This is a genomic window from Microbulbifer regidiadema (SeqCode) (genome assembly GCF_052466995.1).
This window is the reverse complement of record NZ_CP174297.1, coordinates 960,012-978,024: the sequence shown is the minus strand read 5'-3', so window position 1 is coordinate 978,024 and position 18,013 is coordinate 960,012. Positions and strand designations below refer to the sequence as shown.

The window sequence follows — 18,013 nt, the reverse complement described above, 5'->3', positions numbered from 1 at the left end:
GTCCCTTAAACAGCCCTTGCAACAAATAAGGTTTGGCCCGCTACTGATAGCGGCGATGTCGAGGGTGCCAGGAAATACTTAATCTCAAAGCCAGCGCTAACCAGCTCTTCCTGCCAGGCTGCGCTATCAATAAATACCTGATCCGAGCCCCCTCGCCGATCTTCACTGCCCAAAAGAGTCCCGGATTCAGCAGGGGAAAGCAGAAACTGCATTGCCGTTAACATGGCGTGGTTATCCCGAGTGGATTCGCTAAACAATAGCCAGCCACCAGGGACAAGCGACCTGCGAATACGCTGTAGCGTTTGGCCAATATGAGCAGCATTGTGCAAAACATTGCCAGCCACAACGACATCGGTACTTGCCGGCGCAATTGACTGTGCAGAAAAATCGACATTGATATCGAGCAGGCTGCAACGCAAACCGATGTGATTGCGAAATTTTTTCTGTGCCGCAGTGGTAAATACCGGTGATACGTCGGTAAAGCGATAATTAACCGGCCTGCCGGCTAAAGTATCTAAAATTGCCGATGTGGTTAGGCCAGCACCTCCCCCCAATTCAAGCACCCTGAGCATAGGCCCTGGCTTGACGGCCTGTTTTACGATGTACGCTGCGGCATAATTGAGATATGTCGTAAACCAGTTGTTCTGGTAAGCGGCCAGTGCCGTTAGTATTTCTCCATTCCCGAACAGCAGTTGATTAATGGAAACTTGATCCCGCACCAGTTCAGACAAATGCCTCAGGAGCTTTTGGTGTGACTCGGCCATTTCCGGTGGAAATCCCAACGCACCGTAGGCCTCCGGTAATTTATCTGCTCCGACTGCACTCTCAGGAATTTGCTCCCAGGAGTAGTTGCCATTACTGAGCTTCAAAAACTCTCGTTCAACCAAGGCCACCAGCCAGCGGCGAACCAGCCAATGGTGTCGGCAGGCGGTACCTAGTGTATTAATAATTTCCTCACTGCCGCGCCCAACACTCTCTGGAGTCAGCGCTCCGCTGGAGGAAAATAACTCCATAATCGCCCGCAGGCTGATAAACTCAAGCCTCTGCATTGCAGCCGGCAGTTTTGCCAAACCACTGTCTGTAGCAAGCTCAGCGGGTAAAGCTGCCAGCCCAGCCTTATGGGCGGCATCGGCGGGTGGAGGTGTTAGGTTTTTCAAATGGCTCCCTCCTCAAGGCACACCATATCTTCAATACTTGTTTCCAGGGTGGTTAAAAAACTCAATGCCCCAATCTTCGACATACGCTCCATCGCTAATGCCGGCGGCAATACTTGGGCGCAGTAGTGACAACCCGCTGGGATTTCATCGCGAAGTACAGCCATAGTGGTGACTGCGGCTACCGCTGCTGTTAGATCTGCATTGCCAGTGCCCCGCAACGCGGCTGTGCGAGTGCGCTCTTGCTCGTTGTATTTACCGGTAAGTTGCAAAAGCATCAGCACATAGGGATCGCGCCCCGCCAGATCCAATTCGCTGGCCCGACACAGGGCTGCACGCGCTTCGGTGCGGCTCAAACCATGGGCAGTATTAAAGGCGGATAAAATATAAGAGCCGCTAACCGCGTTATACCAATCGCCTTCAGAGAGGGATAAGTCCCGGGCCAAACGCTCGCTTTCACTGTTTAAATAGGGGAGAACAGTGGCTGTGTCTGGAAAAAACGGCAGTTCCACATCGGAGCGGCGCTTCAGCACACCATTCACCCTGCAACCTTTACGCCAAGCCGCTAAAGGCTTGCTGTGCTGTTCGTTGGCGCCTTGTAAATAATCATCGGCAGCGACATCGGTAAACCGATCGCGCAGACCGAAATAACTGGTCAGGCTCTCTACCTGCGAAAACTCCTGCTCTGCCAGCCAGCGTGGTAACAAGCTACTAAGCCCCGGCTGTAATCCAGCAGATAAGACTGCGATCAATCCACTGCTCTGGTAATAGGATGAATCGAGTTGCTTATAGAGAGCTTCATCGCCAGCAACATCGATATAGGTTGCCCCCACTTGTGCCGCAGCCTTGGCAACCCTGTCGCCAATTAAATGTGAAGGTCCTGCGCAATTAATCAGAACTTTACAACCGGACACAAACTTATCCAGTGAGCCTGTATCCAGGTAGTCCACCGCCTGATAGGAAATAACTGAATTACTGGATAGCGGCTGTTTATGTGCATTGCGACCACCGATACGCAAAGGGCCCACTTCCAGGGAATGTAAATAACCGGTAACGGCTGCGCCCACATCGCCGTAGCCACCTAAAATCGCAATTGTCACAAGCTCACCTCCGTATCGGTCTCAACCAGTTGCCAGCCAGTTGCACGGCTGCGCTGGTGCCAAAAATGTGCGTAACGGCGCTGCTGGGATAACAACTCCCGGTGATTTCCAATCTCGGCCACAGTACCTGCATCAAGTACGATAATTTGGTCTGCATTCATCACGGTGGACAATTGATGGGCGATCACAATAAGAGTGGAACCCTGTTGTAACTGCCTCAGGGAGCTGTTCAGGTATTTTTCATTGCGCGGGTCCAGTGCCGCTGTCGCTTCATCCAGCACAACGATCGGTGCGGCTTTTAATAGGGCGCGGGCAATGGAAACCCGCTGGCGTTCGCCGCCGGAAAGTGCAGCACCTCCCTCACCCACCTGGGTCTGCCACCCCTGCGGCAAGCGCTCGATAATCTCATCCACTCCAGCCAGTTTCGCCACACGTTCCAGCTCTTCCTGACTGGCTTCGGGACAGCTCAAGCGAATATTCGCTTCCAGGGTGTCGCTGAACAGGTACACGTCCTGCATAACGATAGAAATCTGCTGCATCAGGTCTTCTGTGCGCAGTTGCCGCACATCCACCCCGCCCACTTTTACCTGGCCCTGATCGGTATCAAAAAAACGCAGCAACAAACGGGTGATGGTGGTTTTACCCGAGCCTGATGCACCGACTATCGCTGTGGTGGTACCCGGAGAAACCCTAAAGGAAAGATCCTTCAATACCGGTTGCCCCGACTCGTAGCTGAAACTCACGTTTGAAAATTCAACCCATCCAATCTGCTCGGTAAATGGCTGAGATTTGGATGGCTGAGGTAGCGGCTGCTCAAAAAGAATAGCGGCCAGTCTGCGTAAATCATTACCGGCCATACGCAGCAGACCACTGCGCCCGGCGAGTTCCGCCAGAGGACCGGTAAATCGGGCCGCTAAAGCTAGCAAAGCCACCAGCTCAACGGGGAGAAGTTGTTGATTGAGTGTGAGCCAAATGCCCACTGCAATAATAGCGGCAAAGGCGAGCTGTACCATAAAGCCACCGGCAAACAAACGGGGGAAGGTCTGCCGCAACATGGAACCCGCCGCCCTGTTTTGCTCGGCAATCGCCTCTTCCAGTGGAGGGTAACCACTGATATTTTTGCCAAATGACCTGAGTACCGCTTGATTGCGGGCAAACTCCACTACCCGACTACTGGCGCGGGCACCGGCAGCATCCACTTCCGTTTCCATGGCGCCTATCCACCGGGCGGACCAGCGATGGCCGATATAAATCAGGGGCACAAACAACAAAGCGGTCAGCCCCAAGCGCCAGTCAAACCACAACATCGCCACCCCCACGGTAAGCGGAGTGACAACGCCGCTGACAACAGGGGGTAGCAAATGTGCAAATATATTGGTCACCATCAAGGTGCCCCCAGTTGCACTGCGGGATACACGACCGACTCTTTCGGAGTTAAACCAACCCAGAGGAAGTTGAGAGAGGTGTTCACCCAAGCGATTATGTAGGGTTTTCAATATCAGAATGGCCAGTGCCGCCCCTTTAACGGTTTGCTGGTAGCGGGCAATACAGGCAATTGCGACGACCGAGAACAGAGCAATTAGCCAGAACCCAACCGCCTCCATCTCAGAGGCCAACAGTGCACTGAGCAGAGGCACCAGAAGTGTCACCGCGACTCCCTGCAAAACCCCATAGGCGAGAAGCCATACAGCATAAATACCAACTTCACGGCGATGCGCAGGCCCAAGAATAGCAAGCAAACTGCGAATCATGATGAGACCCCGCTAATAACCTGAGCCCCAACATTAATTACTTTTTCGTTTTGTTCAGCACTGTTGTACAAACGCCATAATTCAGCGTAGTGCTTGCCCTCTGCCAACAGTTGTCGATGAGTTCCGCATTCAACCAGGCGGCCATTGTCCAGAACCGCAATCTGGTCAACGCCGGCGATGGTGTGCAGCTTATGAGCAATCACCAGCACAGTACGATTGCGCACCAAACAAGATAATGCCTGTTGAATCTGGGCTTCAGATTCCGGATCGGCGTGAGCTGTGGCCTCATCCAAAATCAACACAGGGGCATCTGCTAAAAGCGTGCGCGCGATACTTAAACGCTGTGCTTCTCCACCAGAAAAAAAAGCATCCTTGCCAATAACCGCCTGGTATCCTTGGGGGAAACTTAAAATGTGTTCATGGATGCAGGCACTGCGCGCTGCATCTACCAGCTCCTGGTCACTGGCATCCGGGCGCCCAAGGCGTAGGTTATCTGCCACAGTACCGGCCAACAGCTGGGTCTCCTGAAGTACAAAGCCCACATGTCGATATAAATTGTCTGGGGCGATATCACGGATATCGACATCTCCCAGGAGCACAGCACCTTGGGTCACGTCATAAAATCGGGGCACCAGCTTGGCCAGGGTGGATTTACCGGCACCGGAACTCCCCACCAAAGCTGTGATCGAGCCGGGCCGGCAACGCAAAGTAATATCGCTTAATACCTGCCGATCCCGGGTATAGGCAAAACTGACCCGCTTAAAGAGCAGCCCTGTATCTTTGGGCTCTTTGGGTTCCGAGGTAATAGCCAGGGGTGCAACCTTCAGTAATTGATCTATTCTGGCTGCGGCGGCTTTGGCTTTTTGCTGGGCGGTCAGCCCTTGGCTCAAGGTGAGAATGGTCTGGGGAATCATCACCGCGACCAGCGTTGTTGCGAGAATATCAATCGGCTGAATGCCCGTATTCACTACCAACCAGGCGCCCCCTGACAAGCTTACCAACATAATAACCGGCACCGACAGGGCCAGAGAAGTTGCGGCTTCCAAACGGATAAGCGGTGTAACCCAGCCAGTGTAACGGCGACTAAAATCCTCAACGGCTTGTTGGTAATTCCCGTGGGCGCGACCGGTTTGCGAGAAAACCTTGACCACCGCAATACCGTGGACAAATTCAACAATTGCAGCACTGACCCGACCAAAGTCCTTATCCAGCTGCTGCATTTTTTCCCCGAAACCACGCATCATCCAGGCGTAGGACACCAGGTAAATTGGCAAGGTAACTACTGCTAACAGGGCCAAACGCCAGTCGAGCCAGAACAAATAGCCCAAGCCCGCCAGCGGCAGTGCAAACGCAGCGGCCAACTCCACCTGATGGTGCGCAACCATATGGTGGAGATCATCGAGATCGTCTTGCACTGCCTTACGGATCGCACCGGAGGTGTGCTCGTTGTACCACCCCAGGGGCACCTGTCCCAATTTCCGCACCAGGGCCCGTCGCAGTTCCGCCTGCATACGCTGGTCCGCAATATGGGTTAACCACAAACCGATCACGGTGCAGATCCAACCCATCGCCAGCCCGACAACTATCGCGAAGACAACGGGAATAATCGCCTCGGCGATACCAGTGATATCGGGCGCCAGGAACCGGCGAGCCAGCTCAACAATACCGATAAAAGGAATCAGTGAAGTGAGCGCACCGCAGGCACCGAGCGCCACCCCCAGCCATACGAGGCCACGAAATGGACGCATCAGTTCCCGCAGGTTTGGCTTTGGCAAGTTGAACTTTGGCGAAATGTGCTCAGCCATCTATTTGCCCGCTTTACCGCGCTGTAAGGATTTTGCCAAGTGCTCAACGACAGAGGCAACCTGCGGCGGCTCCATCACGCTGAAGTGATTGCCCGGCACATCAATTAATTCAAAATCACCCAGACAAACATCCTGCCAATAAGGCGCAGCCATATGGCCTACGCCGGCGGTGACACCGAAGGATTGCTCTTCCTGGCAGCGCAAGTAGGTCATATTCCCAATATAGGGAGGCAGATCAAAACAGGCAGCGCGCATACTGTGTCGGCACACCCGGAAAAGCCCCGGTATCATCGCAGCTTCAACCGGCACACCCGCCTGGGCAGAGGCCATCTCGGTATAACCGGCCAGGCGCTGTTCCTGGGTGAGTTGAGAGCGTTGCCGCACGGCTTCCGCTACCGCTTTAAGCCCGGTATCACCGTCGAGTTCTGCCATCGCACCGGCGGGAACACGACCGTTGTGTTTCTGCATTAAGGTCTCGATCGCGCGGGAAATATCCTCGCTCTCGATATGCTCACCAAATACCGCTTTTACCGGGTCGAGATTCAGGTTGGGGGCAAAAATCGCTTCGAAAGCCAGCTCTTCATCGGTATCGACAAACATTGGGATACTGTCTATCAGGCTCAGGTCAATCACATCGATGCCGCGCTCCAGCAATCTCCGCGAAACTTCTGTGGCCAGCAGGCCGCCCAGGCAGTAGCCAATTAACTGGCAACGCTGGTAGCCCTCGTCGATGATTCTTTGGGCGTAATCATCGGCGGTGCGCTCGATTAACTCTTTGGCATCAATGGACAGATACGTTTCTGTATTGGCAACAGCAATTCCAATGACCGGGCCCAGATCTTGAGCCGCAAGCGCTTTACCCAGGTGCTGGAAATAATCCAGGGTACCCAGGGCCGCATGGAACATAATCCGCACCGGCGCCTCTTCTTTGGATGCCCCTTTACCCTCGCCTATATGACTGAAAGGAACCATCAAGGAGTTGCTGCCCTCGCGGGTAGTTGCCACCAGGTTGTCGCTATCCGTGTCTGCCTGCTCATCTGCAACGGCACCCGGCTCAACTCTCAGTGCTCTGGCCAATGCCGCAACCGTTGGTCCATTGAGCATGTGGCGCAACAAGGCGTCGTAAGTGAAAGGTTTCGCTTCCGGAATTTCTTCCAGCAATCGCCCTGCAACCCGCGCCATAATCAGCGAATCACCACCGAGATCAAAAAAGCTATCCTGGCGTCCGACATTATCGAGACTCAACGCATTCGCCCAGAGTTTGCACAGAGCGGTTTCCAGTGGGTCCATTTGCTCTGAGTTCCCAGCCTCTTGCATATCACCCGTCACTGGGCGCCAACCAGCCAGCTTTTTGCGATCGATCTTGCCATTGGCGGTGAGCGGTAGCTGGTCGAGAACTTGCAAATGTGCGGGCACCATATGTGCGGGCAACCGATTCGCTAAAAAGTCCCGCAGTGTCCTGGCACTCAAATCCTGTCTGTCAGTTTTCATCTGCGCGGCCAGTAGATTCATGCCGAAGGCAGACAAAGGATGGTCATCTTCAGGCAGGGAAAGAATCTGTCCGGCGCCATTGGCTTTCAACAGCGACTGCCATTTCCCGATAGAAAGGAACTTGGTCGCACCACAAGCGCGATCATCACCCGCCGGGTCCATCATAAAGCCCTGGGTAAGTAAGATATGGGCGTGATCCACCGTTGGCTCAGTCAGGATTAACCACCCTCCAGGTGCCAGTAACTCCACAACACTGGCAATAGCCGCCTCTGGATCTCGGGTACTGTTGAGCATACCTGCACATAAAATGACATCTGCGCTATTAGGAGCCAAACCCTGGGCGCGATAGTCGGTATTAAGATCCATTAATCCAAAGCGCACCCAAGGCCACTCTTTAAATTGGCGGCGAGCCTCAGTCAGGAAAAATGCGGTCATGTCAGTGAATAGATAATCGACGTCATATCCATCCAACATAGGAATAACAGAAGCGCTGGTAGCCCCTGTGCCCGCACCCAGCTCAAGAACCCTTAACCCTCTATCGCTCTGGGCGGCAATGCGGTTAATCAATGCGGCAACGGCGGCATTGTTATAGCGAGCGATAAGATCATCCCGATAGAGGGACAAAGCCACCTGCTGGTCACCTTGGGGGAACAACAATTCAAACGGATTTTGTTGATTCGCTAATAACTGCGGTAATAATTCGACATGATCCCGGTGATATTGCAGGAACTCCCGATTACAAAATCCGTATTCAATCCCCTGCTCAACTCGCTTCCAGGCGGCATCAACAATGGAAGCATCGATTTGTTGAGCAAGCGTATATTGTCCACTTGAGCTGCTGAAACTGAGCAGCTTTGCGTTAACGAGAAGGTCCAACCAACGACGCACTAACCAGTGATGCTTTTCATGTACTTTAGCTAGGAAGAGAACTTCTTCTGCACTATATCCCTGCTCACAATTTGTAAATGCCTCTAATTCCACCAGACCGTGAAGCATCGATAACAGCGATGCATTTTCAAGTGCCTGCACATAATCGCCGACACTAACCGCTTCTGGCTCACCAGCCTGATAGTGCGCAAACTGACGTACTGAATTCACCAGCTCGGGATCAATAGTCGCCGGTTCTGCATCATCTAAGCGACGGCTTTCCACAAAACCTAACAGATTTAAATCCGCTCGCGAGTCTCCCTCTTTCTTTTCAATTACCGTCGCCGCTGTTGACACTGCGGGGTGGGCCAGCAATGCAGACTCCACTTCTCCCAGCTCAATACGGTGTCCGCGAATTTTTACCTGTCCGTCTTCACGGCCCAGGAATTCGAGTTCACCACCGGGTAAATAGCGGCCCAAGTCACCAGTGCGGTAAAGGCGCTGGCCATCCGTCGGGTGATAGAAGAATTTCTGTTCAGAGAGGGCCGCATCACCGAGGTAACCATCAGCCAACCCCAGGCCAGTAATCATCAGCTCGCCCGCCACCCACACAGGGGCATCGCGCAACTGGCTATCCAGCACCCGGAAGCCCTGGTTCGTCAGCGGCACGCCATAGGGAATACTGCTCCAGGCGGGATCGACTCGATCAATACGGTGGTAGTTGGACCAGATTGCAGCTTCTGTAGCCCCACCCATGCCGATCAGGTCCAGTGCTGGCACATGGCGCCTGATATGTTCCGGTAAAGTAACCGGAATCCAATCTCCCGATAGCATTGCCAATCGCCATTCGGACAGCGGCCGAGGCTCTGTATCCAGATAGGTGGCCAGCATTTGCAACTGCGCGGGGACAGAGTTCCACAATGTCACCCGGTGCTCATCCATGACCTCCGCCCAATGTGAAGGGTCTGCGCCGCGGGCCGGATCGGGCAACACCAAAATCGCACCGGCTGCCAAGGGGCCAAAAATATCGTAGACCGACAAATCAAAACTGAGTTGGGCCAAACCCAAAATACGATCGCCCGGGCCCACTTCGAAGCGGCGATTAATATCCAGCACAGTATTTAAAGCGGCCCGATGATTAATCATCACACCCTTGGGGTCGCCGGTAGAGCCGGAGGTGTAGATAACATAAGCCAGCTGCTCCGGGTCGCCATTACTGGCTACCGGGATCTCGGTCTCAGGTGCCAGGGTATCTACACTGATCACCTGTACTTCTGATGGCCACTTAATTTGGCTGGCGAGGTCGCTGAGTGTCAGGACGTATTCCGCCTCTGCACTAAGCAACAATTTATTGAGGCGTATTTCCGGTTGTGCCGCGTCCAGTGGCAAATAGATACCACCAGCCAGGAGCACACCGAGGGTCGCCGCTATTTGCTCTCGCCCTTTCGGCATTGCAATGGCTATGCGGCCCCCCAGTTGGAAGCCTTCTTTGCTCAGCGATTTGGCGATACCCGCTGCTTTTTTCGCCAGGTCGCCATAACTGACACTGCCATTGCTATCAATAATGGCAGTAGCTTCCGGCGTCGCCGCTGCCTGGGCAAAAACGCCTTGGTGCAATAACGCTGACGGAACAGGCCCATCGGTCTGATTAACCTGATGTCTCTCCTGTTGCTGCCACTCGGGTAAAGAAACCGGAGACTGGCCAAGCCATTGCCCGTCGCCGCCAGCGGCGAGCTCATTCAACAAGCCGGTAAAGGCCGCGAACATATCCTCTACCAGGCCCGATGGGAAAACGCCCTGGCGCACGTCCCAGTTGATTTCCAGGCCTTCGGCATCATCCCTTACCTGGCAATCCAGGGTGACTTGCGGTGTCTGGGTAATTCCCCTGCCGGACTTTCTACCGCTAGCGGGTTTTTCGCTATCTCCCAGGCCAATAGCACTGGTAAATACCACCGGCATCAATGCGGCCTCGGGTCCTCGCGCACGGGACATTTCTCGCAGTACTTCCACGCCGGAGAACAAGCGGTGATCAATATCATTGAACAGCTGCTCGCCGATGCTGGCCGCCCAATCGCGAAAGGTTTTTCCATTGGAATCACTAATCGCCAACACACTGACCGAAGTAAAGTCACCGATCAGCTGGTTAACCTGAGGATGTAAGGGCAGCCGATTCAATAAGGTAAGACTTAGGCTAAAGCGTGGCTGGCGGCTCCACCGTTGCAATACCGCTCCATAGGCAGCCAACACGGCAACCGACGCGGTCAAGCCGGCAGTTCCTGCTCGCTGCTTCAGTGTCTGCCAGTGCGCCGTGTCCAAGCGGTAGTGATGGCGATTAAAACGTACAGATTCAGTCTCGGAAGCAGGCGGTAAAACCGGTAACTCAGGTGCGGGTGGCAATTGCTCCAGGCGATCCAACCAATAGCGACGATCATTTTGGTAGCTCTGGCTGTCCAATAGACTTCGTTCGGCCAGGAGATAATCGCGAAAATCAATCTCCAGTGGCGGCAGGGCTGCACCGGGGTGAGACAGTAGAAGGTCGAGTTCATTAAATAAAATGCCCGCACTGGCCCAGTCCGCAATCAGTGCATCCATAGAAAAATGCACTATATGGCCCTTATCTGTACGACTATGGCGCAGCTCGAACATGGGCCAGTCACCAACGGGGTAGTTGCGGTGGCCCAGTTCATCTCTCACCGATTCCAAGGCAAGCTCCAGGGCGTCCTTGTCCAAACCGGTGAGGTCCTGGCTTTTCATTTCGTAGTGCGGCACTTGGGGGAGAACCCGCTGGTATCCCTCCTGCTCGATAACCGCCCGCAACATCGGGTGACGTTCAATAAGTTGGTTCCAGGCTTCCTGCAAACCTTTTGGATTTAATCCCGGGTACTCCAGCTCCAGGTAACCATGACAAGCAACGCCGCCGTAGCCAAATGCATTTTGTCGACCCAACAGGTAGGCAGTCTGCACATCGCTTAAAGGGAAAGGTTCATGCCGATTATCTTTATCGGCCTCAACCACCACTCCCATGTCCTGGTCGTTGCCAGCGGCTGTTTGAGCAGCGCTCAGTATTTCGATAATTTGTAACTTGTGTTCCCGCAGCCTCTGCTTGTGCTGCTCCGACAGCAGGCCTTTGGCCGCGCGAAAGCGCAGTTGTTCAGACTCGGTCCAGAGTTCCACCCCAAGCCCTTGTAATTCGTCGATCAGTTCCATAGCCGTCATGGGGTTAAAACTCCGTCCAATCGCTGAAAAATAAAATTGCCAACAAGCTCATATCACGCCCTCTTCCACCGTATCGGGATCAACATCCACTAGCGGTTCCATTGCACTTAGGGCACCGGCAACATCTGCCAGTCTTGGAGAGGCAAATAAACGTCTGAGGGGAAGCAGCAAACGGTGTTGCTGTTTTAGGCGGTCGATAAAGCGGGTTGCCAATAAACTATCGCCACCCAATTCAAAGAAATTTTGATCGCGGTTTATTACGGGCAGGCTAAGAAGCTCCTGCCAAATCTGGGCTACCAGACGCTCGTTATCCGTCACCAGTTCAGCCGCTTTTTCCTGTTGCGGTTTTTCCACTGCATGCACGAGCTTTAATACTGAAGCCCGATCCAATTTGCCGTTTGCACTCAAGGGCATTTCCGGCAAAATCACAATGAAATCCGGGACCATATAAGACGGCAGGTGGTGGCGAAGGTACTCGCGCAAGTCATCAGTACTAAAAGTTGAAGGACATTCGGGTGCGAGCACAACGGCAGCGACCAGCTGTTGTTCTTCTGTGGTTAGCACCAGGGCGCGCTGCACAAACATCTGACGATTAAATACGGTTTCGATTTCACCCAGCTCTATGCGATGGCCACGGACCTTTACCTGGCTATCGGCGCGCCCCAAAAATTCCAGGCATCCATTCGGCCAGTAGCGTCCAAGATCCCCTGTGCGATACCAGCGCTCACCATCGACCCTAACAAAGCGCGCCTCGGTCAATTCGGGAGCCGCGCGATAGCCCATGGCGACACCATCACCACCGATCCACAGCTCTCCCGTTGTCCAGTCAGGGCAGTCGCGGCCCTGGGCATCCATCACCCTGAATTTCTGGTTGGCCAGGGGGTATCCGTATGGGATCGAGTGCCAGCTTGGGTCGACTTCTACAACTTCAAAACTGTTAGACCAAATAGAAGCTTCAGTGGCGCCACCCAGTGCGATAAAACGGCATTCGGGCTGTACTTGTTTTAAGCGCTGGGGTAAATCCAGGCCAATCCAATCGCCGGAATTTAATACCAAACGCAATTTGCCAGGCGGTGTACCGGCACCGACAGTGAGTAACATATCCAGTAGCGCCGGTACCGTATTCCAGATGGTGATGCCGTAGTGACATACCCGTTGATGCCAGCACTCGGCATCCCGCCGCTCCTCTTCATCAATCAATACCAGCGCACCACCGACCGATAGCAGTCCAAAAATATCGTAAACAGAGAGGTCAAAATCCAGAGCTGAAACAGCGAGTACGCGATCAGTTGCCGTAACAGAAAAGCGCCCGTTGATATCCTCTATGGTATTCCAGGCGGCACCGTGACTGATTTCAACACCCTTGGGTTCACCTGTGGAGCCGGAAGTAAAAATGATATAGGCCAGTTGCTCAGATTCAGTGGTAATCGGCTCATCAATAGGGGCGAATTGTTCAGCCTGTTGAATTGCACTTTGGTCGAGTACCACTTTTACACCCGCACGGCGTAACATTGACTCACGCCTGGCCTGCGGTTGATCGATACCGACAGGCAAATAAGCAGCTCCCGCTGCGAGTACCCCCAAAACAGCGGCAATCTGGTCGGGTCCTTTCGGCAGGTTAACGGCCACCACCTCGGCAGATGAAACCTGACTTTCCAATAACCAGGCAGCGATACGCAAAGCACGCTCTGCCAGAACACCATAACTCAGGGAATTATCGTCTCCCCAATATAAGGCGATATTGTCGGGATTCGCTTTTGCCTGCTGGAAAAATCGCTGCGACAAATTATCCGTTGAATCAATTGCGATACGCTTTTCAAGCTGGGTTCTCAGTTCCCGTTGAGCACTGGGTAATAAATCAGGCGGTGTGGAATCCCATTCAGCGTCACCCGCCCATTGGAGCAAGCCGATATAGGCCTGGAACATTTCCGCGCACATCCCCTCAGGGAAAAGCGCTTCGACCACATCCCAATTTAAGAAAACGCCTCCCTCGACTTCAACCACCTGGTGATCCAACCAGACTTGCGGCGTTTGTGTCAGGGCCCAGATGGGGTCCCGCAGAGGCCCATTTTCCGGTGCCGCTGTGCCACCGGGAATACCCAGTGCACTGGTGAAGACCACGGGCATTGTGGCTTCTGCGTCGCTCTGCCGGCGGGCTAATTCCCGCATCAGGCTAACACTGGAAATATCGCGATGTTCCAGGGCCGCGCCAACTTCCCCTTGTATTTTTTTCGCTCGCACCAACCAGCTGTCACCGGCCTCAGGTCGGTACCCCACCAGGGTCAGAGAGGTGAAATCTCCCATCACCCGATAGATATCCGGGTGAACTTCACGGCGATCAAACAGGGTAAGGTTCAAGCTCAGGTCAGGGCGACTGCTCCAGCGGCTCAGCACCTCGGCAAAAGCGGTTAGAAGCAGACTTGATGGCGTGATTCCCTGTTCAGCCGCGCGCGCAACCAGGTTTTGCCAGGTCCGCTTATCAATATGCTGTTGATGGCGCACAAAGTGCGGGCGCTCAATGGATGCCGGCTCCCGCACAATGGGCAGCTGGGGCGCGGGAGGCAACCCCGATAATTTGTGCTGCCAAAATGTTTTTGCGGCAGCCAGGGGACCTTCGGCAAGATCACTATCAAATACGGCGGTAGTTTGCGGCAATACATTGCGCACATAGTCGCGGAAAGAGAGTTCGATAGAAGGTAGATGAGTTTCAGGGCTCTGATAGAGGATATTTAACTCTCGGTAAAACAGCAGAATACTGAAAGCGTCGAGAATTAAATTATCCAACCCGATAGCCAATCGGGTATTGCGCTCACAGCGCACTGCACGGACATCAAACAGTGGCCAGCGGCTGGGCTCAAACACCTGCTCCGCGCACTCCTGCCGCAGTTGCGCAAAAGCAGAAGTTGGATCGCGGTCTACGTCTGTAACATCAATGGAAAATCTCGGCACATCGGCAAGGATGCGCTGTCGACCTTCGCTGTCGAATACAGCCCGCAGCATTTCATGGCGGGCAATCATGGCGTTTAGCGCAGATTCCAAGCGCTCCAGATCGAGATCAACAACGTCATATTCACGATAAAAGTGACAACCGATACCACCCAAAACAAATTCCGGGTCCCTTCCCAGCCAATAGGCCCGTTGAACATCGGTGGGTTCAAAAGACGCGTACCGATTGGCCTTATCCGATTGCCACGGTATAGCAACAATTTCGGTAGTGCCTTTGTTTTGCTGTGGGTCTTCAGTTGAATCTTGAGCTAATGTCGCAGCAAAGGCGGCCAGGCTTGGCTGGCTAAACAATTCCGACAGTGTGACACCTTCAAAGCCAGACTCGCGCAGATCTCGCACAACACGGGTTGCTAACAGGGAGTCTCCACCGAGTGCGAAGAAGTTGTCGTCCCGCGCTATATCAGTAACATCAAGGAATTTGCACCAGGCGGCAGCCACCTGCTGCTCTAATTTGCCTTGCGGCGGGTTCTGTTTTGCCTGATGCTGCGCCAGGGATTCATCGGCAAACTGTTGCAAACTACCGCGATCAATTTTGCCATTGGCGGTAAGGGGGATCTCAGTGAGACAGCAAAGCTCACTGGGCAGCATGGCGCTGGTCAATCGCTGGGTCAGGAATTCCCGCAGATCGCTCAAGGGTTGCTGCAATTGCTGCAAATCAACAAAGCTTTTTTCTGAAGCAGTATTGATTTGCGCCATTTTGGGCTCTGGAACTACAACCGCAACCACACCCCGCTGGGTCAGCAGAGCGACCGCTTGCGCAATCGCATTGTGCGCAGTCAGCGCGGCTTCAATCTCGCCAAGTTCGATACGATGTCCACGCACTTTGATCTGGTTATCGGCACGGCCCAAAAATTCCAGGCAACCACTTGGCCAATAGCGGCCCAGATCTCCGGTGCGATACCAGCGTTCGCCTCCGTCTGTTACAAAACGTGCTGCGGTGATTTCAGCAGCACCTCGGTACCCAAGGGCAACGCCCGCACCACCGATCCACAACTCTCCTGTCACCCAGTCAGGGCAATTGCGCCCCTGGGCATCCACCACTCTGAATTGCTGGTTGGCTAAGGGGTAACCATAGGGAATCGATCTCCAAGAGGGATCGACTTGTGTTACTTCAAAATTGTTCGACCAGATAGAAGCTTCAGTGGCGCCGCCTAAAGCGATAAAGCGGCAATCCGGATTTACACGTTTTAACCTTTCCGGCAGGTCCAGGCTGATCCAGTCTCCGGAATTTAATACCAAGCGCAGCTCGCCCGCTGGGGTATCACCACCGGTGGTCAGCAGCATATCCAAAAGCGCCGGCACTGTATTCCAAACAGTAACGCCATACTGGCACACCAGCTGGTGCCAGCGTTCAGCATCCCGCCGGGATTCCTCTTCAACCAATACCAGCGCACCGCCTGCGGACAGTAGTCCAAAAATATCGTAAACGGAAAGATCGAAATCCAAGGCCGATACGGCGAGTACGCGATCATTTTCATCAACAACAAAGCGCTCGTTAATGTCCGCTATGGTGTTCCAGGCACTCTCGTGGCTAATTTCAACCCCCTTGGGCTCACCGGTAGAGCCAGAGGTAAAAATGGTATAAGCGAGATCTTTTGCCTCTCCCACAACAGGCTTGGATAAAGGCGCGACACCGGAGAGCACAGACAAGTTATCTATAACCAGTTTGGCACCGGCAAGCTTGAGCACACGCTCTCTGCGCAGCGGTGGCTGGTCTATTCCCAGCGGCAGGTAAGCCGCTCCAGCGGCCATTACCCCAAGAACAGTAATAATCTGCTCCGCGCCTTTGGGTAATAAAATCCCGACCATATCACCGGGCTCAACCCCCTGAAGTTGCAGGTACGCCGCCATTGTCAAGGCGCGGTGGGCCAAGTCTCCATAGCTAACTTGCTCATCATTCCAATACAAAGCCACGGCTTCCGGGCGGCTCTCAGCATTGCTAAAAAACTGCTCGTGTAATTGCTGAGACTGAATTTTTTTAGCCGTGGAATTTACCCGCTGGCGCTGCTGCTTTTGCTCAGCTGGCAGTAGCGAAGGTATTGGCTGGCCCCAGAATTGCAGGTTGTCGATCAGGCGCTCCAGGAGCTGCGTAAAAGCTGCAAACATGCCATCCAGGACACCGGGCGCAAAAGCGGCTTCCCGCGCATCCCAATTCACGGACAGGCCGCCTTTTAGCTCCATAACCTGTACGTCCAGCCACACCTGTGGCCCTTGGGAGATAATCCAACTGACATCTCCAAAGGCGCTGCGAACTGATTCGCCAAATAACTCTCCCAACCCAAGTGCACTGGTGAAAACGACCGGAGCAAACACCGTTTGCCCCTGGTGTCTGCTGAGATCACGCAGTACCTCTACGCCGGAGTAGCTGCCGTGCGCCACATCTTGCCGGAAGTTCTGTTGTAAACGCTGTGCACGCTCGGCAAAGGTTCCGCTTATACTGCCCTGCCAGGAGAGTAAGATCGAAGAAGTAAAATCTCCCACCAGTGAATTGACATCCTGGTGTAGAGATTCCCGATCGAACAGGGGGAGATTCAGCAGGAAGTCTGACTCTTCGCTATAGACCGTAAGCACTTCGGCAAGCGCAGCCGCCAGGGTCATGGGCAAGGTAATACTGTGATGGCTTGCAAAATCCGCTAACTGATTTTTCTTGTCAGCGCACAAACTATAGTGACGGCGAACAACTCGGCGAGCATCTTTAGGCTCAGCGCCTATTGCAGTGGGCAACTGAGGGGCACCGGGCAAATCTGCCAGGCGAGCCTGCCAGTGTGCTTTAGCCTGTTGCCTTGTAGCTTGCCACTCTTTCTTTGAGTGCAGAGCAGTGCGGTCAGCTTGGTAGCGCGGGTAACTGTAATTAAGCGGTGCCGGAGGCTGCTCTGATTCAAGATAGAGTTGAGCCAAGTCATCCAACAATACGCGCAGACTAAAAGCGTCTGCCGCTACCATATCCAGATTGATGTGCAGGCGGGTGCCACCAAGCTTTAACTCTGTGGGTAGCAGAGAAAGCTGAACATCAAAAACCTCGCCCTGCGATATATTCAATTGCCGATGGGATAGCTGCTCCCTAACAGCTATAAGACTCTGCTCAGCTTCTACGGCAGTCTGATGCCTGAAATCGTGAAGCTTTAAACCAGGCCAGCTCACTTCAGCGGGAATCTGCTGTCTACCATCATCGCGGATTTGAACACGCAGCATCCCATGGCGTTTGAGCAGGGAGCGTACGGCCCCGTCCAATCGCTCAGGTACTACATCCTGACCGTCAAACTCATGATAAAAGTGTGCGGCAACACCCCCCAAATATTGATTGGGATCACGTCCTATCCAGTATGCATGCTGCATTGGTGCCAGATCAAAGGGAGTGGCTTCGTCAACAGCGCCCGGCACAGATAAATGTTCACAGGTACTTTCTTCAGTTCCAGTAGCCAACTGAGGTAGAGAAAGCCAGGCTTCCAATTGAGGCACTGCAATAAGATCAGCAAATTTCACTTTGATCTTTTTCTGTCTTAGTTGACCAGCTATCTTCATGATTTGTACTGAGTTTAGCCCCAGCCCAATTAAGTCAGCCTGCGGATTAATGTCACTGATATCGGCATCAATCGCCTGACAAACTAAATCCTTTAACAAAC

Annotated in this window: 6 protein-coding genes; all 6 read right to left on the bottom strand. The window is 53.6% G+C overall.

The genetic code is table 11. From position 1 onward, the window contains the following. Positions 1 to 5: 5 nt before the first annotated feature. The 6 genes from ACJJIK_RS04055 to ACJJIK_RS04030 are packed head-to-tail and all read right to left on the bottom strand — an operon-like array spanning position 6 to position 18,011. Complete coding sequence (locus ACJJIK_RS04055) at positions 6 to 1,157, bottom strand: class I SAM-dependent methyltransferase (protein ID WP_444931039.1); 1,152 nt, start codon at positions 1,155 to 1,157, stop codon at positions 6 to 8. Beyond that, positions 1,154 to 2,254, bottom strand: a complete 1,101-nt coding sequence (locus ACJJIK_RS04050; protein WP_444944299.1) for a saccharopine dehydrogenase NADP-binding domain-containing protein — start codon at positions 2,252 to 2,254, stop codon at positions 1,154 to 1,156. The genes ACJJIK_RS04055 and ACJJIK_RS04050 overlap by 4 nt, the downstream gene beginning before the upstream one ends. After that, positions 2,251 to 4,005 (bottom strand): ABC transporter ATP-binding protein, encoded by a 1,755-nt coding sequence (locus ACJJIK_RS04045; protein ID WP_444944298.1) that lies wholly within the window; start codon positions 4,003 to 4,005, stop codon positions 2,251 to 2,253. The genes ACJJIK_RS04050 and ACJJIK_RS04045 overlap by 4 nt, the downstream gene beginning before the upstream one ends. After that, positions 4,002 to 5,810 carry an ABC transporter ATP-binding protein gene (locus tag ACJJIK_RS04040; RefSeq protein ID WP_444944297.1) on the bottom strand — a complete coding sequence of 603 codons (1,809 nt, stop codon included), beginning with the start codon at positions 5,808 to 5,810 and terminating at the stop codon, positions 4,002 to 4,004. The genes ACJJIK_RS04045 and ACJJIK_RS04040 overlap by 4 nt, the downstream gene beginning before the upstream one ends. Further along, positions 5,811 to 11,384: an amino acid adenylation domain-containing protein gene (locus ACJJIK_RS04035; protein ID WP_444944296.1), complete on the bottom strand. Its 5,574-nt coding sequence runs from the start codon at positions 11,382 to 11,384 to the stop codon at positions 5,811 to 5,813. 48 nt (positions 11,385 to 11,432) lie between these two features. Beyond that, positions 11,433 to 18,011 carry an amino acid adenylation domain-containing protein gene (locus tag ACJJIK_RS04030; RefSeq protein WP_444945035.1) on the bottom strand — a complete coding sequence of 2,193 codons (6,579 nt, stop codon included), beginning with the start codon at positions 18,009 to 18,011 and terminating at the stop codon, positions 11,433 to 11,435. Between the last annotated feature and the right edge of the window lie 2 nt (positions 18,012 to 18,013).